The 25769-nt window shown below is 72.6% G+C and carries 25 protein-coding genes; 16 read left to right on the top strand and 9 right to left on the bottom strand.

What is annotated here, in order from left to right; all coding sequences use genetic code 11:
• Positions 1-21: 21 nt before the first annotated feature.
• Positions 22-828 (bottom strand): maleylpyruvate isomerase family mycothiol-dependent enzyme, encoded by an 807-nt coding sequence (locus GH723_RS14045; RefSeq protein ID WP_195210315.1) that lies wholly within the window; start codon positions 826-828, stop codon positions 22-24.
• Positions 829-889: 61 nt separating this feature from the next.
• Here GH723_RS14045 and GH723_RS14040 point away from each other — a divergent pair, with 61 nt between their 5' ends.
• Positions 890-1573: a DsbA family oxidoreductase gene (locus GH723_RS14040; RefSeq protein ID WP_153760235.1), complete on the top strand. Its 684-nt coding sequence runs from the start codon at positions 890-892 to the stop codon at positions 1571-1573.
• Positions 1574-1657: 84 nt separating this feature from the next.
• Complete coding sequence (locus GH723_RS14035; protein WP_153760234.1) at positions 1658-2545, top strand: fructose bisphosphate aldolase; 888 nt, start codon at positions 1658-1660, stop codon at positions 2543-2545.
• 28 nt (positions 2546-2573) lie between these two features.
• Here GH723_RS14035 and GH723_RS14030 read toward each other — a convergent pair whose 3' ends face one another.
• Together GH723_RS14030 and GH723_RS14025 are read right to left on the bottom strand one after the other, a co-directional pair.
• Positions 2574-3299 carry a crotonase/enoyl-CoA hydratase family protein gene (locus GH723_RS14030; RefSeq protein ID WP_153760233.1) on the bottom strand — a complete coding sequence of 242 codons (726 nt, stop codon included), beginning with the start codon at positions 3297-3299 and terminating at the stop codon, positions 2574-2576.
• 11 nt (positions 3300-3310) lie between these two features.
• The gene (locus tag GH723_RS14025) at positions 3311-4480 is read right to left on the bottom strand and encodes a site-2 protease family protein (protein WP_153760232.1); all 1170 of its coding nucleotides are present in this window, start codon (positions 4478-4480) and stop codon (positions 3311-3313) included.
• A 50-nt stretch (positions 4481-4530) separates the two neighbouring features.
• Between GH723_RS14025 and GH723_RS14020 the strand changes: the two genes are divergently transcribed.
• Positions 4531-6084 carry an alpha/beta hydrolase gene (locus tag GH723_RS14020; RefSeq protein ID WP_153760231.1) on the top strand — a complete coding sequence of 518 codons (1554 nt, stop codon included), beginning with the start codon at positions 4531-4533 and terminating at the stop codon, positions 6082-6084.
• Between the two features lie 6 nt (positions 6085-6090).
• On the opposite strand, the gene GH723_RS14015 is transcribed toward GH723_RS14020, so the two are convergent.
• Positions 6091-6915 (bottom strand): DUF3097 family protein, encoded by an 825-nt coding sequence (locus GH723_RS14015; RefSeq protein ID WP_153760230.1) that lies wholly within the window; start codon positions 6913-6915, stop codon positions 6091-6093.
• A gap of 76 nt (positions 6916-6991) precedes the next feature.
• Between GH723_RS14015 and GH723_RS14010 the strand changes: the two genes are divergently transcribed.
• The 11 genes from GH723_RS14010 to GH723_RS13965 all read left to right on the top strand — a co-directional run bounded on the left by GH723_RS14010 (position 6992) and on the right by GH723_RS13965 (position 17876).
• Positions 6992-8737, top strand: a complete 1746-nt coding sequence (locus GH723_RS14010) for an ABC-F family ATP-binding cassette domain-containing protein (RefSeq protein WP_229022843.1) — start codon at positions 6992-6994, stop codon at positions 8735-8737.
• 64 nt (positions 8738-8801) lie between these two features.
• Entirely contained in the window at positions 8802-11174 is a 2373-nt protein-coding gene (gene mbhE / locus GH723_RS14005) for a hydrogen gas-evolving membrane-bound hydrogenase subunit E (protein WP_195210314.1), read from the top strand.
• Entirely contained in the window at positions 11171-11662 is a 492-nt protein-coding gene (locus GH723_RS18535; protein WP_195210313.1) for an MnhB domain-containing protein, read from the top strand. Before mbhE ends, GH723_RS18535 begins: the two co-directional genes overlap by 4 nt.
• Positions 11659-12141 (top strand): Na(+)/H(+) antiporter subunit C, encoded by a 483-nt coding sequence (locus tag GH723_RS14000; protein ID WP_153760228.1) that lies wholly within the window; start codon positions 11659-11661, stop codon positions 12139-12141. The genes GH723_RS18535 and GH723_RS14000 overlap by 4 nt, the downstream gene beginning before the upstream one ends.
• A complete protein-coding gene (locus GH723_RS13995) occupies positions 12138-13610 on the top strand; it encodes a proton-conducting transporter transmembrane domain-containing protein (RefSeq protein WP_153760227.1) in 1473 nt (490 codons plus the stop codon). The genes GH723_RS14000 and GH723_RS13995 overlap by 4 nt, the downstream gene beginning before the upstream one ends.
• Positions 13607-14143, top strand: coding sequence for a Na+/H+ antiporter subunit E (locus tag GH723_RS13990; RefSeq protein WP_153760226.1), 537 nt, complete (start codon positions 13607-13609; stop codon positions 14141-14143). Before GH723_RS13995 ends, GH723_RS13990 begins: the two co-directional genes overlap by 4 nt.
• Positions 14143-14409, top strand: coding sequence for a monovalent cation/H+ antiporter complex subunit F (locus tag GH723_RS13985; RefSeq protein ID WP_153760225.1), 267 nt, complete (start codon positions 14143-14145; stop codon positions 14407-14409). The genes GH723_RS13990 and GH723_RS13985 overlap by 1 nt, the downstream gene beginning before the upstream one ends.
• Positions 14406-14753 carry a cation:proton antiporter gene (locus tag GH723_RS13980; protein WP_153760224.1) on the top strand — a complete coding sequence of 116 codons (348 nt, stop codon included), beginning with the start codon at positions 14406-14408 and terminating at the stop codon, positions 14751-14753. Before GH723_RS13985 ends, GH723_RS13980 begins: the two co-directional genes overlap by 4 nt.
• A 20-nt stretch (positions 14754-14773) precedes the next feature.
• Positions 14774-16153, top strand: a complete 1380-nt coding sequence (locus tag GH723_RS13975) for an aldehyde dehydrogenase family protein (RefSeq protein WP_153760223.1) — start codon at positions 14774-14776, stop codon at positions 16151-16153.
• A gap of 40 nt (positions 16154-16193) precedes the next feature.
• Complete coding sequence (locus GH723_RS13970; RefSeq protein ID WP_153760222.1) at positions 16194-16766, top strand: TIGR03086 family metal-binding protein; 573 nt, start codon at positions 16194-16196, stop codon at positions 16764-16766.
• A 51-nt stretch (positions 16767-16817) separates the two neighbouring features.
• Positions 16818-17876 carry an SGNH/GDSL hydrolase family protein gene (locus GH723_RS13965; protein WP_153760221.1) on the top strand — a complete coding sequence of 353 codons (1059 nt, stop codon included), beginning with the start codon at positions 16818-16820 and terminating at the stop codon, positions 17874-17876.
• 17 nt (positions 17877-17893) lie between these two features.
• On the opposite strand, the gene GH723_RS13960 is transcribed toward GH723_RS13965, so the two are convergent.
• A complete protein-coding gene (locus GH723_RS13960) occupies positions 17894-19321 on the bottom strand; it encodes an MBOAT family O-acyltransferase (protein ID WP_153760220.1) in 1428 nt (475 codons plus the stop codon).
• A gap of 39 nt (positions 19322-19360) precedes the next feature.
• On the bottom strand, positions 19361-20194 hold the full coding sequence (locus GH723_RS13955) for an enoyl-CoA hydratase/isomerase family protein (RefSeq protein WP_153760219.1): 834 nt from the start codon (positions 20192-20194) through the stop codon (positions 19361-19363).
• Positions 20195-20252: 58 nt separating this feature from the next.
• On the opposite strand from GH723_RS13955, the gene GH723_RS13950 reads away from it, so the two are divergent.
• Positions 20253-20888, top strand: a complete 636-nt coding sequence (locus tag GH723_RS13950) for a NifU family protein (RefSeq protein ID WP_195210312.1) — start codon at positions 20253-20255, stop codon at positions 20886-20888.
• A gap of 23 nt (positions 20889-20911) precedes the next feature.
• Here the strand turns inward: GH723_RS13950 and dxs are convergent, their stop codons facing one another.
• Genes dxs through GH723_RS13935 form a run of 3 tightly spaced genes read right to left on the bottom strand, consistent with a single transcriptional unit; the run spans position 20912 to position 24670 of the window.
• Positions 20912-22756 (bottom strand): 1-deoxy-D-xylulose-5-phosphate synthase, encoded by a 1845-nt coding sequence (gene dxs / locus GH723_RS13945; RefSeq protein WP_153760217.1) that lies wholly within the window; start codon positions 22754-22756, stop codon positions 20912-20914.
• A 43-nt stretch (positions 22757-22799) separates the two neighbouring features.
• A complete protein-coding gene (locus tag GH723_RS13940) occupies positions 22800-23675 on the bottom strand; it encodes a phosphatase PAP2 family protein (RefSeq protein WP_153760216.1) in 876 nt (291 codons plus the stop codon).
• Positions 23672-24670, bottom strand: a complete 999-nt coding sequence (locus GH723_RS13935; protein WP_195210311.1) for a lysylphosphatidylglycerol synthase transmembrane domain-containing protein — start codon at positions 24668-24670, stop codon at positions 23672-23674. Before GH723_RS13935 ends, GH723_RS13940 begins: the two co-directional genes overlap by 4 nt.
• Before the next feature lie 141 nt (positions 24671-24811).
• Between GH723_RS13935 and GH723_RS13930 the strand changes: the two genes are divergently transcribed.
• A complete protein-coding gene (locus GH723_RS13930) occupies positions 24812-25729 on the top strand; it encodes a hypothetical protein (RefSeq protein ID WP_153760214.1) in 918 nt (305 codons plus the stop codon).
• The last annotated feature ends 40 nt before the right edge of the window (positions 25730-25769 follow it).

The raw sequence follows: 25769 nt of genomic DNA, 5'->3' as shown, positions 1-25769 counted from the left end.
GACGGTACGCCGTGGCGGCTCTCAGATGGTGAACGCCATGTTGTCGACGACGCGTCGCGCCAGCTCGGTGTCGCCGGCGAGCTCGACGCGCCCGCTCGCCATCGCCTGCTCGCCGCTCCAGCGGCCGCACCCGAGCGCGTTGTACACCTCGGTGTCGAGGCGGATCGTGGCCGTCGGATCCGCTGGCGCGTCCTCGAGCACGCGGGCCCGGCCCTCGACGGCCACCGGGACGGTGAGCTCGACCGGCCCGTGGACCTCGAACACGACCGTGCTGCCGTCGGGCGCGCCGGCCTTCTTCCCGACCACGTAGCCCGCGGCGGCGGCGACCTTCTGCACGGCCGCCGCGGCGATGGGGCCGTCGAGGTGACCCGGTCGGGCGACGGCACGCCGGATGTCCTGCTCGTGCTCCCAGCAGTCGAACAGGCGGATCTCCATGAATCGGCGGTAGGGGCCCTCGCCCTCCGGCGTGAAGCCGACGCGGTCGAAGTCCTCCGGGGTCAGGGCGTTCAGCTCCTCCAGCCGGCGGTTCGTCACCTCCCTGAACTCGGCGAGGACCTCGTCGCCCGACAGCCCCCGGCGGGCGTCGACCCATGCCTCGTTGGCCTCGCCGATGGGGTTCCGGACGTGCTCGCCGACCGCACCGGGCGCCGGCGGCGCGGCGTCGCCGAGCAGCATGCGCTCGGTGCCGATCATGTGGCTGACGAGGTCGCGCACGGTCCATCCCGGGCAGTCGGTCGGACGGTCCCAGTCAGTGGGCGCGAGCGACGTGCACAGCTCGTCGATCGTCGCCCACTCGGTCGCCAGCTGGGCGATCACCGGTTCGCTCACGTTCGTCCCCCTGAGGTCGGCCGCCGGTACGGTCGAGCCGACGCTACCTCGGGAGGGTGACATGACGGCCGGGCCGCACGAGCAGATCGACTTCTACTTCGACCCGATGTGCCCGTGGGCGTTCCAGACGTCGTTGTGGATCCGGGAGGTGCGGGACCGCACCGGGCTCGAGATCTCGTGGCGCTTCTTCAGCCTGGAGGAGATCAACCGCGTCGAGGGCAAGAAGCACCCGTGGGAGCGCGAGTGGTCCTTCGGCTGGTCGCAGATGCGCATCGGCGCGCTCCTGCGTCGCGATGGCCACGACGTCGTCGACCGCTGGTACGAGGCGCTCGGTCGTGCCTTCCACCTCCAGGGGCGCAAGACGCACACCCCGGACGTGCACCGCGAGCTGCTGGCCGAGCTCGGCCACGACCCCGAGGTGCTCGACCGGGCGCTCGCCGACGTGTCGACCCACGACGAGGTCCGGGCCGACCACGACCGGGCGGTCGGCACCTACGCCGCCTACGGGGTGCCCACGATCGTCCTGCCCGGCGACCACGCGGTGTTCGGGCCCGTGATCACGCCGGCACCGACGGGGGACGAGGCGGTCCGGCTCTGGGACCTCGTCCGGGGATGGGCGGACTTCCCCCACCTCTTCGAGCTGACGCACCCGAAGACCCAGGACGACCGCCGCCACATCGCCGAGAGCTTCGACCCCTACCTCCGCTCGCGCGACTGGCGGACGGTGGCCAACCCGGTCAGCTGAGCGGCGCCCGCGGGTGTCGCCGGGGACGGGCGGGCTGGGCCAGACTGAGCCGACCCCTCTCACGCTGACTCCCGGGAAGACCAGATGAACGAGAAGATGCTCCAGAAGGTCACGAACGACGCCGGCTTCATCGCCGCCCTCGACCAGAGCGGCGGGAGCACCCCGAAGGCGCTGAAGCTCTACGGCATCGAGGAGGACGCCTACTCCGGCGACGAGGAGATGTTCGACCTCGTCCACGAGATGCGCACCCGCATCATCACCAGCCCCGCCTTCACCGGCGAGCGGGTGCTCGGCGCCATCCTCTTCGAGATGACGATGGACCGCGAGATCGGCGGCAAGGGCAGCGCCGAGTTCCTCTGGGAGGACAAGGGCGTCGTCCCGTTCCTCAAGATCGACAAGGGCCTCGCCGACGAAGCCGACGGCGTGCAGCTGATGAAGCCGATCCCCGGGCTCGACGACCTCCTCGCCCGCGCCAACGAGCACGGCGTGTTCGGCACGAAGGAGAGGTCGGTCATCAAGCTGGCGAACGAGTCGGGCATCGAGGCCGTGGTCGCGCAGCAGTTCGAGCTCGGTGCCCAGGTGATCGCCGCCGGACTGGTGCCGATCATCGAGCCCGAGGTCGACATCCACAGCCCCGAGAAGGCCAAGGCGGAGGAGCTCCTCCGTGCCTCGATCCTGTCGCACCTGTCGTCGGTGCCCGACGACGCCTACGTGATGCTGAAGCTGACGCTGCCCGAGGAGGACGGCTTCTACCAGGAGCTCGTCGACCACCCGCGGGTGCTCCGCGTCGTCGCGCTGTCCGGCGGGTACTCCCGCGAGGACGCCAACGCCCGTCTGGCGCGCAACCCCGGCGTGATCGCCAGCTTCTCCCGCGCGCTCACCGAGGGCCTCACCGCGCAGCAGAGCGACGACGAGTTCAACGCCACGCTCGACGCCGCGATCGGTTCGATCTACGAGGCGTCGACCACCTGAGGTCGTGCGCGGACGCCCCCGGTCGGCGTCAGCCGGCCGGGGGTGCCGTGAGCTCCGCCACGTCGTCCTCGAGGGTGGCGCGGCAGCGCTGGAGCGTGGCGGCACGCAGGCGGCGCTTGGTGCCCGCCACGGCTCCCGACCGCAGCTCGGCCAGCCGCCGGGCCTCCGCCACGGCTTCGTCGACGACCGCGTCGCCCGCGACGACCCGGTCGAGGTAGCCGGCGTCGACCGCGCCGTCCGGATCGAACACCTGGCCGAGCACCGTCGCCGAGGTGAGGAGGTGGGTCCGCAGCCGGTCCCGGGCCATCTCGACCGCGAACGCGGGCAGCGTCATGCCGATGCCGACCTCGTTGAGGCCCACCTTGAAGTCCCCGGCGGCGCCGATGCGGGTGTCGGCGGCGAGCAGGAGGATCGCGCCGCCGGCCAGCGCGTGGCCGGTGCACGCCGCGACGACTGGCTGGGGATGGCCGTAGAGCCGCAGGAAGAGCCCGGCACCCGCCAGCACGAGCTCCTGCATCGGCTGGTCGCCGGCTCCCATCACCTTCAGGTCGAACCCGGCCGAGAACCGCCCGGGGCGGCCGGCGATGACGACGGCGCGTGCGTCCTCGAGCGACCGATCGAGAGCGGCGTGGACGAGGTCGATGGCCTCGTGGCTGACCGCGTTGGCCTTGCCGTCGTCGAGCCGGACGACGGCGACGCCGTCGTCGATGACGACCGAGACGGGGGCGTTGGTCGGTGCAGCGTCGGAGCTCATGGCCGGCGACGCTACCGGGCCGGCGACGAGCGTCGCGGCGGGGGAGGGGGCGGCGGGCTCTGCCCGCCTCGGCGGGCCAGCCGGCTGAGGTCCGTGCGGCTGACGACGCCGACGAGGCACATGCGCGAGTCGTAGACGACGATCTCGGGGCGGCCGTCGGGGTCGACGCGCTGGAGGACGTCGAGCAGCGACTCGGTCGACCACGCGGTGGTGAGCTCGGCGATGGGGACCGCGATGTCGCCGAGGGCGACCTCGCCGCGGCGTGCCGGCGGGACGCGTCGGATGTCGTCGAGCGTCACGACGCTGCGCAGCACGCCGTCGGACTCCCTCACGACGAACGCCGTGTGGTCGCCGCCGTCCCCCAGCACGGCGACGAGGCCGTCGACGGTCAGCCACTCGTCGACGATGGGCGGGTCGGGCCGGGCCGCCTCGACCACGGGGATGCCGGCGAGGGCGGCGCGGGCCCGCGCCCCCTGCGCCTCGGCCTGGGCGGACTGGAGCACGTACCACCCGATGAAGAGCGTCCAGAGGCCGAGGTCGGTGCCGACCGACAGCAGCTGCCACGCCCCGGCGGCGATGAGGGCGAAGCCGAGGTAGCGGCCGGCGGCCGCGGCCCGCAGGTGCCCCTTGTGGCGGTCCCCGGTGCGCCACCAGATGAGCGCCGCGAGCACGTGGCCGCCGTCGAGCGGCGCGGCGGGGAGGGCGTTGAACACGGCGAGCACGACGTTCACGACCGCCAGCCAGCGGAGGACCGAGCTCGCCAGCGGGTCGATGCCGAGCAGGTCGACGAGCCACGCCGCACCACCGAAGACGGCGCCGACGAGGAGGCTCGTCAGGGGGCCGACGGCGGCGACGCCGAGCTCGGCCTGGGGCCGGTCGGTCTCGCCCCTGTAGCGGGCGACCCCGCCGAGCATCCACAGCGTGACGCCCTCGACCTCGAACCCCTGGCGGCGGGCGACGATCGCGTGGCCGAGCTCGTGGGCCAGGATCGACGCGACGAACCCGGCGACGGTGACGAGCGCCGCGAGCCAGTAGGTGGTGGGGGAGTAGCCCGGGTCGGAGGCCGGCAGCCGCCCCTCGGCCAGGCCGACGGAGAAGACCGCCGCGAGCACGAGCAGCGTCCACGAGACGCCGACGGGAACCCCTGCGATGTTGCCGAGTCGAACGCTGCTGCGGTCCACGGGACCTCCTGCCCCCAGGCTACGTGGGGAGGGGGCCTAACCTCCGTCGGATGTCCCACTCCCTCCGGCGGCTGTCGTCCCTCCTCCTCGCGCTGCTCCTCGTCGCGTCGGCGTGCGGCACCGCCGATCCGGAACGACGCGACCTGGCCGACCTCGTCGACGGCCAGGGCACCTCGACGACCACGGCCGCCGACGACGACACGGACGACGCCGAGGGCCCGCCCGAGGACGTCGGTGGGGGCACGATCGAGTGGCGCGACGCCGGCCGGGGGTGGCAGTCGGGAACGCTGGAGGTCCCGCTCGACCACGACGACCCCGACGGGGAGACGATCGAGCTGGCGCTCGTCCGTCGCCCCGCGGACGACCCCGATGCCCGCATCGGCCCGCTCCTGATGAACCCCGGCGGCCCCGGCGCCTCGGGCAACGAGCTGGCGCTGATCGCGACGTACCTGTTCCCCACCGAGGTGCTCGACCGGTTCGACATCGTCGGCTTCGATCCTCGGGGCGTGGCCGAGTCGAGCCCCGTCGTCTGCGGCGACGACGAGTTCCTCGACGAGTACACGGCGTTCGATCCCGTCCCCGACTCGCCCGAGGAGCGCGAGGAGGCGGAGGCGCTCATCGAGGAGTTCGCCGAGGGGTGCGAGCGCGAGTCGGGCGACCTGCTCGCCCACATCCACACCGAGGCGGTCGCCCGCGACATGGACCTCATCCGCGAGGCGCTCGGCGAGGAGCAGATCAACTACCTCGGCTTCTCCTACGGCACCTTCCTCGGCGCCACCTACATCGAGCTGTTCCCCGAGCGCGTGCGCGCCGCCGTCCTCGACGGTGCGTACTCGCGCAGCCTCACCCCCGAGGAGATGGCGGTGGGCCAGGCCACCGGCTTCGAGCGGTCGATCGACGCCTTCCTCGCCTGGTGCGAGCCCGAGCGCTGCGACCTCGCGGCGGATGGCGCGCCGGGGGAGCGCCTGCTCGCGATCCTCGACGCCATCGACGAGCGCCCCCTGCCCACCGACGACGGCCGGGAGCTCACCGTCGGCCTGGCGTGGACCGCGGTCATCATGGCCATGTACAGCCCCGCGCTGTGGCCGTCGCTCGACGCCGCCCTCGTCGAGGCGGACGACGCGGAGGACGGCTCCGCGCTCCTCGGCCTGGCCGACCAGTACAACGACCGCGGGCTCGACGGCGAGTACTCCAACTCCACCTTCGCGTTCGTCGCCTACAACTGCATGGACGACCCTCCGCTCGACGGGGCGGAGGAGGAGGCGCTCTCGGAGGCCGTGCTCGAGGTGGCGCCGCGCATCGGCCCGCTCTTCGTCGAGCTGCCGAGCCCGTGCGCCCACTGGCCCGTCGAGCGGGAGGACGCGCCGACCGGGCCGTTCTCCGCCCCGGACGCCCCGCCGCTCCTCGTCGTCGCGACCACCGGTGACCCCGCGACCCCCTACACCTGGGGCGTGCAGCTGGCCGATGAGCTCGAGACATCCGTGCTCGTCACGGTCGAGGGCGACAGCCACACCGCCTACGGCTCGGGCAACTCCTGCGTGAACGAGCTCGTCGACAGCTACCTGATCGACCTCGAGGTCCCCGACGAGCCGCCCACCTGCTGAGGCCCGTCAGGCCTCGGCGGTGACGAAGTCGATGAGCTGCTCGACCGCGCCGACGAGCGGCGCCTCGAGGTCGCGGTAGGAGCTCACGGATCCGAGGATCCGGCGCCAGAACGTGCTCGGGTCGCCGACCCCGAGCCGGCGGCAGACGCCGTCCTTCCAGACCTCGCCCTTCGGCACATCCGGCCACGCGTCGATCCCGACGACCGAGGGGCGCACGGCCTGCCACACGTCGACGTAGGGGTGCCCGGTGACGAGCACGTCGGGGTGGTCGACGGCGTCGGCCGCGCGCTGCTCCTTCGAGCCGGGCACCAGGTGGTCGAGCAGGACGCCGAGGCGCCGACCCGGGCGGGGGCCGAACGTCCGCACGACCGCCATCAGGTCGTCCATCCCGTCGAGGCGCTCGACGACGACCCCCTCGATGCGCAGGTCGTCGCCCCACACCTTCTCGACGAGCTCGGCGTCGTGGATCCCCTCGACGAGGATGCGCGACGCCCGCGCGATGCGGGCGGGCGCGCCCTCGACGGCGATCGAGCCCGACGCCGTGACGGCGGCCGTCCGATCGGCGGGCGCAGCGCGCTCGACGACCAGGGTCACGGGCCGCCCGTCGACGAGGAAGGCGCCCGGGGCCATGCGCACGAGGTGGTCGCGCCCGTGCCGGTCCCGCAGGGTCAACCCGCCGTGGGCGAGGGACACGACGGCACCCGTCACGCCGCTCGGGCGGTGCTCGACGACCATCCCCGGACGCACCGACAGGGTGGGGAACGTGCGTGGGCGACGGCGCGGTCCGTCGACGTCGAGGGGCTCCGGCGCCAGCCGGCGGGGACGATCCATGGCCGAGCGAGCGTACCGAGGTGACGTGGAGCTGCCGTGGACCGGACGGGCTCCGCAGGTGCGTACCCTCCCGTGCGTGATCCTCGTGGACTGCGACCGCGTCTCGATGAGCCGTCCCGGCCGTGCCCTCTTCGAGGACGTGTCGGTCACGGTCGCCGAAGGTGATCGGCTCGGCATCGTCGGTCTGAACGGGACGGGCAAGTCGACGCTGCTGCGGGTCCTCGCCGGTGCGACCGAGCCCGAGTCGGGTGTCGTGCGGCGGGGACGTGGCGTGCGCGTGGCGATGCTGGACCAGGAGGCCGCGCTGCCCGACGGCACCGCGCTGGAGGCCGTGGGGGAGTCGTGGGAGGCGGCGGCGGTCCTCGACCGGCTGGGGATGGGCCCGCACGCCGACCGGGACATCGCCGTGCTCTCGGGTGGGCAGCGCAAGCGCGTCGCGCTGGCCCGGACCCTGGTGGCGGAGTGCGACCTGCTCGTGCTCGACGAGCCGACGAACCACCTCGACATCGACGGCATCGCCTGGCTCGAGGACCGTCTCGCCGCCTTCACCGGCGGGCTGGTGCTCGTCACCCACGACCGGCACCTGCTCGACCGGGCGACGACACGGATCCTCGAGCTCGACCGGGGTCGATCGCACGTGCACGAGGGCGGCTACGCCAGCTACCTCGAGGCGCGGGCCGAGCGGGAGGAGCGCGCCGCCCAGGCCGAGTCGGTCCGTCGCAACCTCGCCCGCTCCGAGCTGGCCTGGCTCCGCCGCGGCGCGCCAGCCCGGACCCGCAAGCCCAAGGCGCGGATCGAGGCCGCCACCGCCCTCGTCGAGGGCCGCCCGGAGGTCGCGGCGCGCGCGGGCGCTCTCGACCTCCACCTCGGCACGCCACGGCTCGGCGACAAGGTCGTCGACCTCCACGGGGTCGGGCACCGGTTCGGCGACGGCCCGTGGCTGTTCCGGGGCGTCGACCTGGCGCTCGACCGGCGCGAGCGGCTCGGCATCGTCGGCGTCAACGGCACCGGCAAGTCGACGCTGCTCGACATCGTCGCCGGTCGCACGATCCCCGCCGAGGGGGCCGTGGACACCGGCACCACCGTCGCGCTCGGCTACTACGACCAGATGACGCGCGAGCTCGATCCCCAGGCGCGCGTCCGAGAGGTCGTCGCCGGCCCGCACCGCGACCCGGACTGGACCGACGCCCGCCTCCTCGAGAGCTTCTGGTTCGACGCCGATGCGCAGTTCGCCCCGGTCGAGCTGCTCTCCGGCGGGGAGCGACGTCGCCTCCAGCTGCTCACCGTCCTGGCGGCGAAGCCGAACGTCCTGCTGCTCGACGAGCCGACCAACGACCTGGACGTCGACACGTTGCGCGTCCTCGAGGACTTCCTCGACGAGTGGCCCGGCGCCCTGCTCGTGGTCAGCCACGACCGGGCGTTCCTCGAGCGCACCGTCACCGACGTCGTCGTCCTCGACGGCAGCGGGCGGGCCGGTCGGCGCCCCGGCGGCTACGCGGCGTGGGAGGAGGAGCGCCGCACCGCTCGCAGCGGGCCGAAGGCCGCACCCAAGGGTCGCGCCGCGACCCCGGCGCGACCGTCGGCCCAGGCGGAGCGGCGGGCGTCGAAGAGCTCGCTGCGCAACCAGATGAAGTCGACCGAGAAGGAGCTCGCGCGGCTCGAGCGGCGGCACGCCGAGCTCACCGCGGCGGTCGCCGAGGTGGGCAGCGACCACGTGGAGCTGGCCCGTCTCGGCGCCGAGCTCTCGGCGGTCGACGAGGAGCGGCGGCAGGTCGAGGAGCGGTGGCTGGAGCTGGGCGAGGAGCTCGAATCGCAGGGGTGACGGTCAGGACACCCCCTCCCGCCCTCTACCCTGTCGACATGCCGCCGGCCCCCGCACCGACGACGTGACGCTTCTCGTCGTCGTCCACGCGGTGGTCGCGCTCCTCGCTCCGGCCGCGGCACGTCCCCTCGGTCGGCGGGTGTTCCTGTGGACGCTCCTCGCCCCGGCGGCGACCCTCGTGTGGCTCGCGGGTCACCTCGGCACCGTGCTCGACGGCGGGGCGATCGAGGAGGCCCACGAGTGGGTGCCGGGCCTCCAGCTCGAGCTCGCCTTCCGGCTCGACACCTTCGGGGCCCTCATGGTCCTGCTGGTCTCCGGGATCGGCGCCCTCGTCATGGCGTACTCGGTCGAGTACTTCCCCGACCGGCCGGACCTCGGCCGCTTCGCCATGTACCTGTGCGCCTTCTCCGGCGCCATGCTCGGGCTCGTCCTCGCCGACAACCTGCTGCTGATCTTCGTGTTCTGGGAGCTGACCTCGGTCACGAGCTACCTGCTCATCGGCTTCGACGACACGAAGGAGAGCTCGCGCAAGGCCGCCCTCCAGGCGATCCTCATCACCGGGGCGGGCGGGCTGGCGATGCTCGGCGGGCTCGTGCTGCTCGGCCAGGCGTCGAGCTCGGCCACGTGGTCGCTGTCGGAGATCCTCGCCGACCCGCCGACCGAGGGTGCGGTCGTCGCCTGGGCCGTGGTCCTGGTCCTCGCGGGCGCGTTCACCAAGTCGGCCCAGGTGCCGTTCCACATGTGGCTGCCCGGGGCCATGGCGGCGCCGACCCCCGTGAGCGCCTACCTGCACTCGGCGACCATGGTGAAGGCCGGCGTCTACCTGATCGCCCGCATGTCGCCGGCGTTCGCCGACGTCGGGCTGTGGCGGCCGCTCACCGCCGGCGTCGGCGTGGCGACGATGCTCTGGGGCGCCTACCGGGCGCTGCGGCAGTACGACCTGAAGCTCGTCCTCGCCTTCGGCACGATCAGCCAGCTCGGCTTCCTCGTCGCGCTCCTCGGCTGGGGCGACTCGAAGCTCGTGTTCGCCGGGACGGCGATGCTCCTCGCCCACGCCCTGTTCAAGGCCGCGCTGTTCATGGTCGTCGGCGTCGTCGACCACCAGGCGCACAGCCGCGACCTGCGCCGCCTGAGCGGGCTCGGTCGCCGGCTGCCGCTCACCGCCGCGGTGGCGACGCTCGCGGCCCTGTCGATGGCCGGGGTGCCGCCGCTCCTCGGGTTCGTCAGCAAGGAGGCGGGCTTCCTGGGGTACCTCGACGCCAGCGGCACCGGCTCCAACTGGGTGCTCGCCGGGCTCGTCGCCGGATCCGTGCTCACCACCGCCTACACCGCGCGCTTCCTCTGGGGTGCGTTCGCTGCGAAGCCCCAGGTCGAGGACCCGATCGGCGCCGAGGTGCCCCGGCCGCCGGCGGCCTTCGTGGTGCCTGCCGCGCTCCTCGCCGCACTGTCGCTCGTCGGCGGGCTCGTCACCGCCCTGGCCGACGAGCTCGTCCGCCCGGCGGCGGCCGCGCTCTACGAGCCGGCGGGGGAGTACCACCTGCACCTGTGGCCCGGCTTCACGCTCCCGCTGCTGCTGTCGGGTGTGGCGCTGGCCGGTGGCGTGCTGCTCTTCCTGGCCCGGCGCCCGGTGGCGCACCTCCAGTCGGGCCTGGCGGTCGGCGGCGGTGCCGACGTCGCGTTCCACGCCGGCTACGCCGCACTCATCAGGGGCGCGGCCCAGGTCACGAGGATCGTCCAGCCCGGCTCCTTGAGCTTCTACGTCTCGATGGTCCTCATCACCTTCGCGGTCGTCCCCGGCGTCGTGCTCGTCCGCCACCTCGAGGTGCCCGACGGGTGGGTCTGGGCCGAATCACCGCTGCAGGCGGTCATCGCCGTACTGGTCCTCGTCGGCGCCATCGGCACCGTCCTCACCCGGCGGCGGTTCGCCGCGGTGCTCGCCCTCGGCACCGTCGGCTACGGCGTGGCGCTGCTGTTCGTCGTCCAGGGTGCGCCCGACCTCGCGCTGACGCAGTTCCTCATCGAGACCGTGTCGCTCGTGCTGTTCCTGATGGTGCTGCGCCGCCTGCCGGACCGCTTCGCGCGCCGTCGGACCCGGTCCCTCCGCGTCGCCCACCTCGGCCTGTCGCTCGCCGTGGGCGCCGCGGTGTTCGGGTTGGCGCTGACCTCGCTCGCGGCACGCACCGACCGGCCGATCGGCGAGGAGATGAGCGAGGTCGCCTACCCGGAGGGCGGCGGCGCCAACGCCGTGAACGTCATCCTCGCCGACATCAGGGCCTTCGACACCCTGGGCGAGATCGTGGTCATCACCGTGGCCGCGATCGGCACCGCGGCGCTGGTGCGGGCGGGCCGCCCGCCGCGACGCCAGGAGGACGTCGGCGTGGAGGAGGAGCGGACGGGCGCTGCGCTCGACCCCGCGGACGAGGAGGTCCGCACGTGAGCGACCTCGGCCGCCCCCTCGGCGGCGATCCGTCGGGCGTGCTCGACGAGACGGTCCGCGTCGCCGTCCCGATCGTCCTCATCGCCTCCGTCTTCCTCCTCTTCGCGGGCCACAACGCGCCGGGCGGCGGCTTCATCGGTGGGCTCGTCGCCGGCTCGGCGGTGTTCCTCCGGTACATCTCGGCCGGTGCCACCGCCCACGGCGGCGTCACCCGGGTGCCCTTCGAGGTGCTGCTCGGGGCCGGCGTCCTGCTGAGCGCGCTGACCGGCGTGGCATCCCTCGTCGCCGGCGACGGCTTCCTCGAGGCCTGGACCTTCGAGGAGGACCTGCCCGTCCTCGGCACGGTCAAGTTCACCGCCACGCTGCCGTTCGACATCGGCGTGTACCTGGTCGTGCTCGGGCTCGCCGTGGCCGTCGTGGCGTCGCTCGGCCGCGAGGCCGACGAGGACCTGGCGCCGGTCGTCGAGCCCGACGAGGTGGAGCGATGAGCGTCGTCCTCGCCGCGACCGCCGCCCTGCTCTTCACGGCGGGGTGCTACCTGCTCCTCCAGCGCACCCTCACCCGGGTCGTGCTCGGCATCGTGCTGCTCGGCCACGGCACGGTCGTCCTGCTGCAGGTCGCCGGCGGTCGGGCGGGGGAGCCGCCGATCGTCGGACCCGAGACCGACGGCAGCGCGGTCGTCGATCCGCTGCCGCACGCACTCGCCCTGACGGCGATCGTCATCACCTTCGGCATCACCGCCTTCCTGCTCGCCCTCGCCTACCGCTCCTGGGCCCTGACCCACGACGACCAGGTGCAGGACGACCTCGAGGACCGTCTGGTCGCCCGGCGGGTCGAGTCGGACCTGGCGCGCGCCGCAGCGCGGGAGGCCGCCGAGCAGGAGGACCTCACCGAGTTCGGCCCCGACGACCCGGGCATCGGCACCACGCTCGACACCGAGCCCGACCCCGGCGAGGAGCTGCCATGACCGTCCTCCTCCCGCTGGCGGTCGTCGTCCCGCTCGTCGGTGCTGCCCTCGCGCTCGTCGTGTCGGGGTCGCGCCCGGTCCAGCGCGCCGTGTCGCTCGTCGCCGTCACCGCGTCGGTTGGCATCGCCGTGGCCCTTCTCGTCGGCGTCGAGTCCGACGGCACCGCCGCGGTCCAGGTCGGTGCGTGGCCGGCACCGCTCGGGATCACGCTGGTCGCCGACCTGATGGCGTCGCTCTTCCTGCTCGTCTCGGTGCTCACCGTCTTCTTCGTCTTGGTGTTCGCGATCGGCCAGGGGGCCGACTCTCGCGGCATCTTCCACCCCTGCTACCTGGTGCTGACCGCTGGGGTGTCGGCGTCGTTCCTCGCCGGCGACCTGTTCAACCTCTTCGTCGCCTTCGAGATCATGCTCATCGCCTCCTACGTGCTCATCACCCTGGGCGCGACGCGGGCGCAGGTCCGCTCGGGCATGAGCTACGTCGTCGTGAACCTCACGGCATCGACGCTCTTCGTCACCGCCGTCGCGTTCGTCTACGCGGCGACGGGCACGCTCAACATGGCCGACCTCGTCGGGCGGTTCGCCGAGCTGCCCGATCCGCTCCGTGCTGCGATCGGTCTCGTGTTCCTCGTCGTGTTCGGCGTGAAGGCCGCGATCTTCCCGCTGTTCGGCTGGCTCCCGGACTCGTACCCCACCGCGCCCACGTCGGTGACCGCGGTGTTCGCCGGGCTCCTCACCAAGGTCGGCGTCTACGCCATCATCCGCACCCAGACCGTGTTCGACCTGCCGGAGCTCGGCGGCTTCGTGCTCGTCGTCGCCGGGCTGACGATGGTGATCGGCGTGCTGGGAGCGATCGCCCAGGACGACATGAAGCGGATCCTCAGCTTCCACATCATCAGCCAGATCGGCTACATGATCATGGGGCTCGGCCTGTACAGCGTCGCCGGACTGGCCGGTGCGGTCTTCTACGTCGTGCACCAGATCCCGGTGAAGACGGTGCTGTTCCTCGTCGGCGGCCTCGTCGAGCACGTCGGCGGCAGCGGGGCGCTGGCTCGCGTGGGCGGGTTGCTGCACCGCGTGCCCGTCGTCGCCGTGCTCTTCCTGCTGCCCGCGCTCAGCCTGGCCGGCATCCCGCCGTTCTCCGGCTTCGTGGCGAAGCTCGCCCTCGTCGATGCCGGGCTGTCGGGCCGCGAGTGGGTCATCGTGGCCATCTCCCTCGCGGCGTCGATCCTCACGCTCGTCTCGATGACGAAGATCTGGTCAGGGCTCTTCTGGGGCGAGGTCACCGAGCCCGTCCGCGACGGCACGGGGTCGCTTCGCTCTGCCCACCTGATGGTCGCCGCCACCGCCGGGGCCGTGGTGCTCACGCTCGCGATCGCGGTCGCGGCGGGTCCGCTCTTCGAGCTCTCCGAGCGGGCAGCGGTCGAGCTGCTCGACCTGTCGCCCTACGTGGAGGCGGTGATGGACCCGTGATCCGTCGTCTGGCCGTCGTCGGCCTCATGACGTTCATCTGGGTCGGCCTGTGGGGCGACGTGAGCGTCGCGAACGTGCTGTCCGGCATCGTCGTCTCGCTCGTGGCCCTCGCCATCACGCCGATCGACCACCCACCGATCCGTGGCGCCCTGCGGCCGCTCCCGGCGCTCGGGTACGCCGGCTACTACGTGCGCCAGCTGCTCGTCGCCAACGCCGTCGTGGCGTGGGAGGTCGTCACGCCGCACAACCGCGACAACGAGGGCATCATCGCCGTCCCGTACCCGCCCTCGGTGTCGCCCACGGTGCTCACCCTCATCGTGAACTCGATCGGCCTCACGCCCGGCACGGTCGTGGTCGACATCGCCGAGGACCCGTGCGTCCTCTACGTCCACGTGCTGCACCTCGACGACCGCGAGCGCTCGCGCGACGAGCTGCTCGAGCTGGAGCGGCGCGCCGTCCGGGCCTTCGGGTCGGACGCCGCGTGCGAGGAGATGGCCGGGCTGCTCCGCCGCCGGCACGAGGAGGTCGCCTGATGTTCGAGGTGGCGCTGACGATCTACTTCGCGACCCTCGCCGTGGCCGCGACGCTCGCCATCGCGCGCATCGTCGTGGCGGAGTCGATCCCCGACCGGATCCTCGGCCTCGACCTGCTCGTCGTCATCTCGCTGATGGGCATCGCAGGTGACGCCACGCGGCGCGACGGCGACGTGTTCCTCGACGTGCTCGTCGTCACGTCGCTCATCGGCTTCCTGGCCACCGTGGCCGTCGCGCGGTTCATCGAGAGGAGGGGGTCGCGGTGACCGAGGTCGTGAGCTCGGTGCTCCTGGTCACCGGAGGGCTGCTGGCCCTCCTGTCGGCGGTCGGCCTCCACCGCTTCCGCGACGCCATCGCTCGCTCGCACGCGGCCGGGAAGGCGGCGCCGCTCGGCGCGACCTTCGTCGCCGTCGCCGCCTCCCTGCAGATCGCCGAGCTCGACTCGACGTTCAAGATGGTGGTGGCGCTCGCCCTGCTCCTCATCACGTTCCCGACGGGCGTGCACATGGTCGTGCGGGCGGCCTACCGGTCGGGCACCGAGCTCAACCAGGAGATCGAGGTCGACGAGCTCGGGGACGCCCTGCGCGCCCTCGACGACGAGGGCGGCTGATCGCGGGGTAAGGGGCCCCCATGACCGAGACGATCTCCGTGACATCCCCCTACGACGGCCGGCAGGTGGGGGAGGTCCCCCGGCACGGTGACGACGACATCGACCGCGCCGTCGACCGAGCGGCCCAGCTCCACCGGCGGGGCGCGCTGCCGGCGCACGAGCGGGCGGCCGTCCTCGACCGAGCCGCGGCGGCCATCGAGGGCGACCCGGACCGCTTCGCCCGGATCATCTGCGACGAGGCGGCCAAGCCGATCTCCACCGCACGCACCGAGGTGGCCAGGGCGATCGACACGTTCCGCTTCTCGGCCGCTGCGGCGCGCACAGTCGCCGGCGAGCTCGTCCCCATGGACGCCAGCAGCGCGGGCGAGGGGAAGCTCGGCCTGGTGATGCGGGTGCCGCGAGGGGTGGTCGTCGGCATCTCTCCGTTCAACTTCCCGCTCAACCTCGTCGCCCACAAGGTGGCGCCCGCCATCGCTGCGGGGTGCCCGATCATCCTCAAGCCGGCGACGGCGACCCCGCTGACGGCCCTCGAGCTGGCCCGGCTCCTCGGGGAGTGCGGGCTCCCGGAGGGCTGGCTCCAGGTGCTGACCGTCCGGGGCAGCGACACGAACCGGCTCGTCGAGCACCCCGACGTCGCGATGATCACGTTCACCGGCTCGCCCGACGTCGGGTGGGCGATCCGCGAGCGCGTGCCCCGCAAGGAGGTGGGTCTCGAGCTCGGCAACAACACGCCGGTGATCGTGGAGCCGGGCGTCGACGTCGACGCCGTGGCTGCGGCGCTCGCCGTGGCCGGCAACGGCTTCGCGGGCCAGTCGTGCATCTCGGTGCAGCGCATCTACGCCCACGCCGAGGTGGCGGACCGGCTGACCGACGCGCTCGTGCGCGAGGTCGACGCACTGGTCGTCGGGGACCCGTCCGACGACGCGACGCAGGTCAGCGCGCTGATCGACGAGGGCGAGGCGGAGCGCGTCGCCGGCTGGGTCGACGAGGCCGCGCAGGCCGGCGCGACCGTGTGCACGGGGGCGTCGCGCGACGGCGCGGTGCTGCGGCCCACCGTGCTCTCGGGCATCACCCCTGCGATGAAGGTGTCGGCACGCGAGGTGTTCGGGCCCGTCGTCGGCGTGGCCACCTACACCGACCTCGAGGAGGCGATGGCCCGAGCCAACGACACGGTCTACGGGCTCCAGGCGGGCATCTTCACCCCCGACCTCGACGTCGCCCTCCGTGCCGCCCGCACCCTGGACTTCGGCGCGGTGGTCGTCAACGAGGTGCCCACGTTCCGCACCGACCAGATGCCCTACGGCGGGGTCCGCGACTCCGGCAACACACGCGAGGGGCCGGCCTACGCGGTCGAGGACATGACCGAGCGCAGGCTCGTGGTGATCGACCGCCCGCTCTGAACGTGCGATGAGTCCCACCGCCGCGCCTCGTCAGCCGTGCATGAGCGAGATCTCCGAGCGGTTCGAGCGGGTGGCACGAGGGTTCACGGCGACGGTCGAGGCCGTCCCCGACGGTGCGTGGGAGCGACCCGCCCCCTGCGAGGGTTGGACGGGTCGCGACGTCGTCCGCCACCTCGTCGACTGGCTGCCGGGTCCCGGGTTCCTCCTCGGGACCTTCGACGTCGAGACCGGGCCGATCCCCTCGGTCGAGGACGACCCGGCGGCGGCGTGGGCGGTCGTGCGCGACGCCGTCCAGCGGGCCCTCGACGACCCGGAGGTGGCGGCGCGGGTCGCCGACTGCGGTCCTCCCGGCCGGATGTCGCTCGAGGCGGCCGTCGACATGACGTGCACGCCCGACGTGCTCGTCCACACGTGGGACCTGGCGCGCGCGACCGGGCTCGACGAGCGCCTCGATCCCGACGAGGTCCGCCGTCAGGTCGCCGCCGTCGAGGCCCTGCCGCCGGAGGTCGACGAGGCCATGCGCCGCAGCGGGCACTACGGCCCCCGGGTCGAGGTCGACGACGACGCCGACGCCCAGACGCGGCTCCTGGCGTTCATGGGCCGCACCGCCTGACCTCGCCCCGGCGCCCCTGCGCCAGGGCCGGGCGCCGGTAGCCTGGCGTCGATGTCCGGAGAGGAACGGAGCGGGGACGAGGGCGGCCATCGCGGCGCCACGGTGCCGGCCGGCCGCGTGCTCGCCGTCATCCTCGTCGGCTTCGTGCTCGCTGCCCTGGTCAACGCCGACAGCCTCGTCGAGCAGGCCGAGCGCAAGCCGTTCGGCTGGCCCCGCGACGTCTCGCTCGCGGTCTGGGAGCCCGTCCAGGACCTCAGCGAGCTGACCCGCATCAACGTCGTCCGCGACGCCGTCGACTCGGCCCTGGGACGGGGCGATGGCGACGCCGACGAGGACTTCGAGTTCCCTCCCCCGGACGTCGAGGTCGCCTCGCCGAGCAGCACGACGACGACGCCCTCCGGTGATCCCGACGGCGAGGCGCCGGCCACCACGACCACGACGGCGCCGCCCGAGCCGGAGCTGCGCACGCCCACCGCCGAGGAGCCGTTGCGGGTCTGGGTCGGTGGCGACTCGATGTCGCAGGTGTTCGGCCAGTCGCTCGTGGCGATGACCGACGCGACCGGCGTGATGGAGAGCACCCTCGACTACCGCATCTCCACCGGCCTGACCCGGCCCGACTACTTCAACTGGCCCGCCCACCTCGACGCCGAGATGGAGCGGCTCGACCCCGAGGCGGTCGTCATCATGTTCGGAGCCAACGACGCCCAGGGCATGGAGGTCGACGGCCAGGTGTACGAGCGGCTGAGCCCGCCGTGGCAGGAGGAGTACCGGCGTCGTGTCGCCGGCACCATGGACCTGCTGCGGTCCGAGGGTCGGGTCGTGTACTGGGTCGGTCAGCCGATCATGCGCGACCCCGGCTTCTCCGACCGCATGGCCCAGCTCAACGAGATCTTCCGCTCCGAGGCGGAGCTGCGGCCGTGGGTGCGGTTCGTCGACAGCTACGACCTGTTCGCCAACGACGGCGGTGCCTACGAGGCGTTCCTCCCTGGCGTCGACGGCACGGTCCAGGACCTCCGCCAGGGCGACGGCATCCACCTGTCGCGTGCCGGCGGCGACCTGCTCGCCCGCACGGTCCTCGACGTCGTCGAGGCCGACGCCGACCTCGACTGAGGCCGGCCAGGACCTGCTCAGAACTGGAAGTAGATGAACGGCGCGACGCCTTCCGGGCCGAGGGCGTCGACGACGAGGAGCCCGCCGGCGAGGGCGACCGCGTGCAGCGCCAGCGGCGTCGCCGCGAACGCCTCCTCGACCCGTCGCACCGCTCGCGTCGGCACGAACTGCGAGGCGAGCATGGCGGCGATCGTGAACGCCGCGAGGACGGTGACGAGCGGGCCGGTGCCGCCGCCGAGGAGGATCTGGCCGATGACGTCGAGCGCGTCGGTGAACGTCTCGGCCCGGAAGAAGATCCACGCGAAGCAGACGAGGTGGAAGGTGAGCAGCCACTGGCCCACCTTCACGAGCTCGGGCCGCACGCCGCGAGGCTCCCAGCGGGCCTTCACCACCCGCTCGGCCACCAGGTAGCCCCCGTGCAGCGCGCCCCAGACGACGAAGGTCCACGCCGCGCCGTGCCACAGCCCGCCGAGGAGCATGGTGAGGAACAGGTTCCGGTAGACGAAGCCGGTCGACCCGCGGTTGCCGCCGAGCGGGATGTAGAGGTAGTCGCGCAGCCAGCGGGACAGGGTCATGTGCCAGCGGCGCCAGAACTCCTGGATCGACAGCGAGCGGTAGGGCGCGTCGAAGTTCTGCGGGAACCGGAAGCCGAGCAGCAGCGCGCAGCCGATCGCGATGTCCGTGTAGCCCGAGAAGTCGGCGTAGATCTGGATGGCGTAGCCGTACACCGCGAGCAGGTTCTCCAGGGCGGAGAACGCGTCGGGCTGGGCGAACACCGGGTCGACGAGCTCGGTGGCGAGGAAGCTCGAGACGACGACCTTCTTGAACAGGCCCTGGAAGATGAGGCGGAACGCCTCGGGCATCCGCACGTGGCGGGGGTCGGGTCGGTGGGCCATCTGGGGGGCGAACTCCGACGCCCGGACGATGGGTCCGGCGACGAGCTGGGGGAAGAACGACAGGTACAGGGCGAAGTCGAGGAGCGACATCACGTGCTGGTCGCCGCGCCCGATGTCGATGACGTAGCTCATCGCCTGGAACGTGAAGAACGAGATGCCGACCGGCAGGATCACCTCGATGAGCGGCGGGTTGAGGTCGACGCCGACGTCCTCGCCCAGCGCGATGAGCGAGGTGACGAAGAACCCGTAGTACTTGAAGAACCCGAGGATCCCGAGGTTGACGGCGACCGAGGCGGCGACGAGGGCCCGCGACGCGGGGGTCTTCTCCCGGTCCGGCCCGCGCGCTGCGGCGACGGCGTGGCCGAAGAGGTAGTTCACGACGATCGACGCGCCGATGAGGAGGACGAGGCGAGCGTTCCAGTACGCGTAGAAGTAGAGGCTCGCCCCGAGCATGAACAGGCGCCACGCCGTGTGGTGGGGGCGCAGCAGCCAGTTCGCGGTGAAGACGACCACGAAGAAGATCGCGAACGCGACGGTGGGGAAGAGCATCAGCCGCCCCCGACCGGGCGGCGCGTCACGGCAGGCAGGTCAGCGTCCCTCGAACTCCGGGGGCCGCCCCTCGGCGAAGCTCGTGATGCCCTCGCGGAAGTCGGCGCTCTGGAACAGCAGCATCGTCTGGAGCAGCACGTGGTGCACGTGGCTCGGGAAGTCCTCGGTGAGCCCGTGGCGGAAGAGGCGCTTCATCGACTGCACCGCGAGCGGCGCGTTGGCCGCGATCTCCGCGGCCCACCCGTAGGCGGTCGCCATCAGCTCGTCGCCGGGCAGGGCCCGGTTGGCCAGCCCCATCTCGGCCGCCTCGGCGCCGGTGAGGTCCCGGCCGAGGAAGCCGATCTCGGCGGCCTTCGCCCACCCGAGCAGCCGCGGCATGTACCAGGTGCCCCCGCTCTCGGGCACGACGCCCCGCTTGGCGAAGCCGGTGACGATCTTGGCGTCCTCGGCGACGAGGCGGATGTCGCACCCGAGGGCGATGTCGAGCCCGAAGCCGGCCGCGGCGCCGTTGATCGCACCGATGACCGGCGTGTCCATCTCGAACATCACGGTGGTGGGGTGGTCGCGGGTGGAGAGGTGCGTGCCGCTCCCCGAGGACCCGCCCTGACCGCCGATGCCGGTGCCCGCGACCGCGTCCTTGATGTCGAGCCCGGCGCAGAACGCCCGGCCGGCGCCGGTGAGCACGATCGCGCGCACCTGCCGGTCCCGATCGGCCTCGGCCAGGCGCTCGGCGAGCTGGGTGAGCATCCGGCCCGAGATGGCGTTCATCCGGTGGGGCCGGTTGAGGGTGATGGTGGCGACGTGGTCGTCGACGGCGTAGAGGACCTCGTCCTCGGCGGTGGACGACGTGGTCTCGCTCGGCGCGTCGGTCATGGGGGCGATCGTATGCCCGTCGGTGGAGCGGTGGGGGACCCCCTGTAGAGTCCGCCACATGGCCCCCGACACCGACACCACGGTCGCCACCGACACGATCGTCACCGTCACCGACCAGGCCCGCGCCAAGGTGCTCGAGATCCGCGGCAACGAGCCCGAACCCGAGTCCCTCGGCCTGCGCATCGAGGTCGTCGGTGCGAGCGGCGTGGAGTACGCCTACGACCTGGCCTTCGAGGCGCTCACCGAGGCCGCCGAGGGCGACTCGGTGGTCACCACCGACGGGCTGCCCGTCATCGTCCCCGCCGACAGCGTCGACAAGCTGCGCGGCGCCACCCTCGACCTGCCGGCGAACGCCAACCAGGGCGGGCTGGTCATCCGCAACCCGAACCGGCCCGACCCGCTGGCCGGGGTCGAGCTCGACCTCCACGGCGACATCGCCGACAAGGTGCGTCAGCTGCTCGACCAGGCCGTCAACCCGATGCTCGCTGCACACGGCGGCTTCGCCAGCCTCGTCGGCGTCGAGGACACCAAGGTGTTCCTGTCGATGGGTGGGGGCTGCCAGGGCTGCGCGGTCAGCGCCATGACGCTGCGTGAGGGCATCGAGACGCAGATCCGCGCCGCGATCCCCGAGGTGACCGAGATCATCGACGTCACCGATCACGACGCCGGCGAGAACCCCTACTACAGCGAGTAGCCGGACCGGCCCCGCTCCGGCGGTCAGCTGCGGCGGCGCACCTCGGCGGCGATGCCCGTGGCGTCGAGGCCGAGCTCGGCCAGGATCGCATCGGGCTTGGCCTGGGCGATGAACCGGGTGGGCACGCCGAGGACCGACACCGACGGCATCGGCACGTCCGCCTCGTCGACGTGGGCGGCGACGTGCTCGGCGAACAGCGCGCCCGCCCCGCCGTCGCGGTAGCCGTCCTCGACGGTGAGGACGAGCCGGTGCCGAGCGGCGTCGGCGATCATGTCCAGGTCGACCGGCGTGACGGCACGGGCGTCCCACACGGTGACCGAGCGCCCCTCGGCGGCCAGCTCGTCGGCGGCGGCCAGAGCAGCTTCGAGCATCTTCCCGACGGCGAGGATGCAGACGTCGTCGCCCTCGCGCCAGCGGCGGGCCCGGAAGCCCACGCCGACCTCGTCGGCGTGGACGTTGCGCGCCGCGGTCTTCGGCCAGCGGATGGCGACCGGACCGTCGGCCAGCTCGACGGCGTCGTGGAGCATGGCCTGCAGCTCCTGGTACGACGACGGCGCGAGGACGGTCATGCCCGGCACCTTGGACAGCAGGACCATGTCGAGCACGCCGTGGTGCGAGGCGCCGTCGTCGCCGGTGATGCCGGCGCGGTCGAGGCAGAAGATCACCTTCTGGCCGTGGAGGGCCACGTCGAGGTTGACCTGGTCGATCGCCCGGGTGAGGAACGTCGAGTAGACGGCGAACACCGGGAGCAACCCACCCATCGCCATGCCCGCCGCCGACGTGACCGCGTGCTGCTCGGCGATGCCGACGTCGATCATGCGGTCGGGGAAGCGCTCGGCGAAGGGGAGCAGGCCGGTGGAGTCGGGCATCGCGGCGGTGATCGCCACCAGCTCGGGGTGGTTCTCGCCGGCCTTGATGAGGGCCTCGGTGAAGGCCGCGGTGTAGCTGCCCGGCTTCACGCCGCCGACGTCGTGGAGGTGCTTGACCGAGTCGTTCTCGGCCGGCGCGTAGCCCCGGCCCTTCTGGGTGACGACGTGCACCACCTGGGGGCCGCCGATCTCCGAGGCGTTGCGGAAGGCCCGCTCGAGCTCGCGGACGTCGTGGCCGTCGAACGGCCCGCTGTAGAAGAGCCCCAGCTGCTCGAAGAACGTGACCGGCTCGGTCCAGAACTCGCGCGCCGCCGTGCGGGTGGCGTTGAACCCCCGGTTGAGGAACCGGCCGACGAGCGGGACCCGACGCAGGAAGCGCTCCATGCGGGTGGTCTCGCGGACGTAGGTGGGGTTGGACCGCACCTTGTTGAGCGACTCGCCGAGGCGCGACACGGTCGGGGCGTAGGACCGCCCGTTGTCGTTGAGGACGATGATGCAGTCGCGGCCGCTGTGGCCGAGGTTGTTGAGGCCCTCGTAGGCCATGCCGCCGGTCATAGAGCCGTCGCCGATGACCGCGACGACCCGCCGGCCGTCACCGTGCTCGCTCTGCTGGGCCGTGGCCAGGCCGTGGGCGTAGCTGAGGACGGTGGAGGCGTGGCTGTTCTCGATCCAGTCGTGGGGCGACTCGGACCGGCTCGGGTAGCCCGACAGGCCGCCCTCCTGGCGGAGCGTGGTGAAGCTGTCGCGGCGACCGGTGAGGATCTTGTGCACGTACGCCTGGTGGCCGGTGTCCCAGAGCAGGATGTCGCGGGGCGACTCGAACACCCGGTGCAGGGCGATGGTGAGCTCGACGGCCCCGAGGTTGGAGCCGAGGTGCCCGCTGCCGCAGGCGTTCACGGCGTCGACGATGAACTCCCGGATCTCGGTGGCGAGGTCGTCCAGCTCGGCGTGGGTGAGCGACCGGAGGTCCTCGGGGGAGTTGATGCGTTCGAGGAGCATGCGGCTCCGGGTCCTTCCGTCGACGGCTGCGCTGACGCCAGCGTCAAACGGTACCGCCCTCGGCTCCGTGGGACACAGCGGCCAGGCGGCGGTCGTTCCACGCCGCGAGGCGCGAGCCGAGCATCCATCCCACCGCGAGCACGATCGCCCCGCCGACGGCGTCGAGCCAGAAGTGGTTGCCCGTGACGACGATGGCGAACAGCGTCGCCGGTGGGTACGCACCGGCCAGGACCTTGGCCCACCACTGCCGGGTCCGTCCGGCGATGGCGAGCGCGCACCAGGTGGCCCAGGCGAAGTGGAGGCTCGGCATCGCCGCGTACTGGTTGGAGACCTTCGCCATGGCGCCCTCGTTGAACGACCAGAGCCCTCCGTACTCGGCGAGGGTGTCGACGAAGCCGTAGTCGTCGATGAAGTACGGGTTGTTGTGCCCGGCCCCGAACTCGTCGTCGGCCGACAGGAGCCGGGGTGGCATCAGCGGGAACAGCGTGAACCCGAGCAGGGCGAGGCCGGTCGTGAAGGCCAGGGTGTTGCGCCAGGCCGGGTACTGGTCGCGCCACCGGAAGAACAGCCAGACGAGCACGCCGATGGTGACCGCGAAGTGGAACGTGCCGTAGAAGACGTTCCAGAACTGGATGAACGGGCGCCAGTCGAGGAACAGCTCCTGGATCGTCTCCTCGTGGAACAGCCCGAGCGCCTCCTCGATGCGGATGACGGTGAGGGCGTTGTCGTGGGCGACGGAGCTGTCGACCGAGGCCGACCCGAACTGGTTCCGGATGTAGGTGTAGATGGCGTAGAAGACCGCGATGTAGACGACCTCCCGCCAGCAGCGCAGGCGCGACGCGTGCTCGACGCGGCCCTCCTCCTGCGTGGGACCGGATTCGACGCCGGCCACGGGCTCGTCGGCGGAGTCGACCGTCATCGGGGCACCTGCCCGCCCGGAGCGCCGGCCCGCCGGCGGTTGCCGAGGGCGAAGGCGCCGGCACCGGGCAGCGACGTGACGAGGTTGAGCAGGTAGAGCAGCAGGCCGAGGGCGATGGCCTTCTCGGCGGGGACGCCGAGCGGCTTCAGGAACAGGACGAACGCACCTTCGCGGAGCCCGAGGCCGGAGATCCCGATCGGCAGCACCTGGATGATGAGCACCGCGGGCATGAACACGAGGAGCGCGGTGAGGCCGACCTGGGGGATGTGGAGCGCCTGGGCCGCCATCAGCGCGGCGAGGACGAGGACCAACTGGTACCCGATGCCGACGGCGAGCACGGCCATCGCATCGGTGGGGCGACGTCGCATGCCGTCGACCCCCAGGTGCACCGCCCCGACGAAGCGCTGCCAGCCCTCGGAGCTCGTGAAGCGCCCGAGGAGGCGCTTGTCCGCGACGAAGATCACGACCCCCATGAGGCCGACGAGGGTGACGAGGGCGATGGCCGTGGCGACCGTCGAGGCCCGGCCGAGCCCACGGAGCCCCGGGTTCAGGGCGAGGCCGGAGAAGGTGATGAGGGGAAGGACGATCCACCCGCTCAGCCGCTCGAGGACCACCGACGCGAAGGTGCTCGGCCCGAGCCCCGTCTCGCGCGAGAGGCGCGAGACCCGGAGGACGTCGCCGCCGATCGTGGTGGGCAGGACGTTCGAGACGAACTGGCCCGCGAGGTAGTGCGAGAACAGGTGCCGCCAGCGCGCGTGGACCCCGAGCGCCGCCAGCACCTGGTGCCACCGGGCGGCGGACACGCCGATCCCGACGAAGGTGAGCGTCGCGGCGCCGAGGAGCCAGAGGCCGTTCCCGGCGGACCACGGCGGGATGACCTCGGAGAACGCCACGTCGTCGACCTGGAGGAAGAGGACCCCGAGCATCGCCAGGCTGACCACGATCCGCAGCACGAGCAGCGCCTTGCGCTTGCGGTCGGTGGTCGTGGTCTCCATCCAGCTCTCCGTGATGTGGGGCGGCCATTGTGCCACCGGCCGTGATGGGTCATGCTGGCAGCTGCGCCGCCGTCCCACGACGGACATGCGCCTCGTCGGTTGAGCCCGACCTCGCACCCTCCGGTCGAAGGAGCTCCCGACATGTCACGAGCCGTCCCCACCCGTACCGTCCACGCCGTCCGGTGGGCGCTGCTGCCGCTGCTCCTCCTGGCCGGCGCGTGCAGCGGATCGGGTCCCGATCCCGCCGACGCCTCGTCGCCGTCCCCCGTCGGGCCGGCCAGCGACGACGGCCCGGACGAGGACGCCAGCCACGACGTCTGGGCGGAGGGCGGGGTCTTCCTCCGGCCGGAGGACCTCGCCGACGCGCTGGCCCGGACGCGGGAGGTCCGCACGGGTCGCTACGTGCTCGGCGTCGAGATCAGCCCCGGCGTCGAGGCCGCCCCCTCGATCGACACCCACGTCCAGGGCGCCTTCGACCGCGGGGCCGACGCGGTCACGGCGTCGATGGACCTCGACGAGACCTTCGCCGGGGCGCCCGAGCTCGCCGCGCACCTTCCCGCCGAGCTGCGTGGTCGGGCCGTCGAGGTGCGCACGGTGGCCGGTGCGTCCTGGATGCGCGTCGGCGAGGACGCGCCGTGGACGTCGCTGCCGCCGGGCGGGAACCCGCTCGGCGGGATCGTCCCGGGCGTCGACCAGGTGCTCGACCTGCTCGACCACGCCCACGAGCGCATCCGGGCCCACACGGGGGGCGTCTACTCCGGGCACGTCGACGTCCGGGCGCTCGCCGGGGCGGGTGGCTCGTTGGCGGCCTTCGCCCACCTGGCCGACGTGCTGCCGCCCGATGCCGCCGATCGCCTCATCACCTACCGCACGTCGATGGACCGGGACGGCCGCATCGACAGCGTGGAGGTCGAGCTCGATCTCGCCGCCGCGGCCGAGGCGGTCGGGGAGGCACCTCCGGCCGGTGCCGCGCTCCGGTGGCGTCTCCAGCTGTCCGAGCTCGACGAGCCCCTCGTGATCGCACCGCCCGCGGACGTCATCCCGGCCACGGAAGGCTGACGGCAGGTCGGTTGCAGATCGAAACCGACTGGCTTAGCGT

Source organism: Actinomarinicola tropica (genome assembly GCF_009650215.1).
Lineage (GTDB): Bacteria > Actinomycetota > Acidimicrobiia > Acidimicrobiales > SKKL01 > Actinomarinicola > Actinomarinicola tropica.
The sequence above is the reverse complement of the archived record's forward strand: the minus strand, read 5'-3'. Positions and strand labels throughout refer to the sequence as shown.

What these genes read in the sequence shown, in the direction of transcription:
- GH723_RS14040 (WP_153760235.1), top strand. Translation starts at nt 890, where the DNA reads ATGACGGCCGGGCCGCACGAGCAGATCGACTTCTACTTCGACCCGATG.
- GH723_RS14035 (WP_153760234.1), top strand. Translation starts at nt 1,658, where the DNA reads ATGAACGAGAAGATGCTCCAGAAGGTCACGAACGACGCCGGCTTCATC.
- GH723_RS14030 (WP_153760233.1), bottom strand. Translation starts at nt 3,299, where the DNA reads ATGAGCTCCGACGCTGCACCGACCAACGCCCCCGTCTCGGTCGTCATC.
- GH723_RS14020 (WP_153760231.1), top strand. Translation starts at nt 4,531, where the DNA reads ATGTCCCACTCCCTCCGGCGGCTGTCGTCCCTCCTCCTCGCGCTGCTC.
- GH723_RS14015 (WP_153760230.1), bottom strand. Translation starts at nt 6,915, where the DNA reads ATGGATCGTCCCCGCCGGCTGGCGCCGGAGCCCCTCGACGTCGACGGA.
- GH723_RS14000 (WP_153760228.1), top strand. Translation starts at nt 11,659, where the DNA reads ATGAGCGTCGTCCTCGCCGCGACCGCCGCCCTGCTCTTCACGGCGGGG.
- GH723_RS13995 (WP_153760227.1), top strand. Translation starts at nt 12,138, where the DNA reads ATGACCGTCCTCCTCCCGCTGGCGGTCGTCGTCCCGCTCGTCGGTGCT.
- GH723_RS13985 (WP_153760225.1), top strand. Translation starts at nt 14,143, where the DNA reads ATGTTCGAGGTGGCGCTGACGATCTACTTCGCGACCCTCGCCGTGGCC.
- GH723_RS13975 (WP_153760223.1), top strand. Translation starts at nt 14,774, where the DNA reads ATGACCGAGACGATCTCCGTGACATCCCCCTACGACGGCCGGCAGGTG.
- GH723_RS13970 (WP_153760222.1), top strand. Translation starts at nt 16,194, where the DNA reads ATGAGCGAGATCTCCGAGCGGTTCGAGCGGGTGGCACGAGGGTTCACG.
- GH723_RS13965 (WP_153760221.1), top strand. Translation starts at nt 16,818, where the DNA reads ATGTCCGGAGAGGAACGGAGCGGGGACGAGGGCGGCCATCGCGGCGCC.
- GH723_RS13960 (WP_153760220.1), bottom strand. Translation starts at nt 19,321, where the DNA reads ATGCTCTTCCCCACCGTCGCGTTCGCGATCTTCTTCGTGGTCGTCTTC.
- GH723_RS13955 (WP_153760219.1), bottom strand. Translation starts at nt 20,194, where the DNA reads ATGACCGACGCGCCGAGCGAGACCACGTCGTCCACCGCCGAGGACGAG.
- GH723_RS13950 (WP_195210312.1), top strand. Translation starts at nt 20,253, where the DNA reads ATGGCCCCCGACACCGACACCACGGTCGCCACCGACACGATCGTCACC.
- dxs (WP_153760217.1), bottom strand. Translation starts at nt 22,756, where the DNA reads ATGCTCCTCGAACGCATCAACTCCCCCGAGGACCTCCGGTCGCTCACC.
- GH723_RS13940 (WP_153760216.1), bottom strand. Translation starts at nt 23,675, where the DNA reads ATGACGGTCGACTCCGCCGACGAGCCCGTGGCCGGCGTCGAATCCGGT.
- GH723_RS13935 (WP_195210311.1), bottom strand. Translation starts at nt 24,670, where the DNA reads ATGGAGACCACGACCACCGACCGCAAGCGCAAGGCGCTGCTCGTGCTG.
- GH723_RS13930 (WP_153760214.1), top strand. Translation starts at nt 24,812, where the DNA reads ATGTCACGAGCCGTCCCCACCCGTACCGTCCACGCCGTCCGGTGGGCG.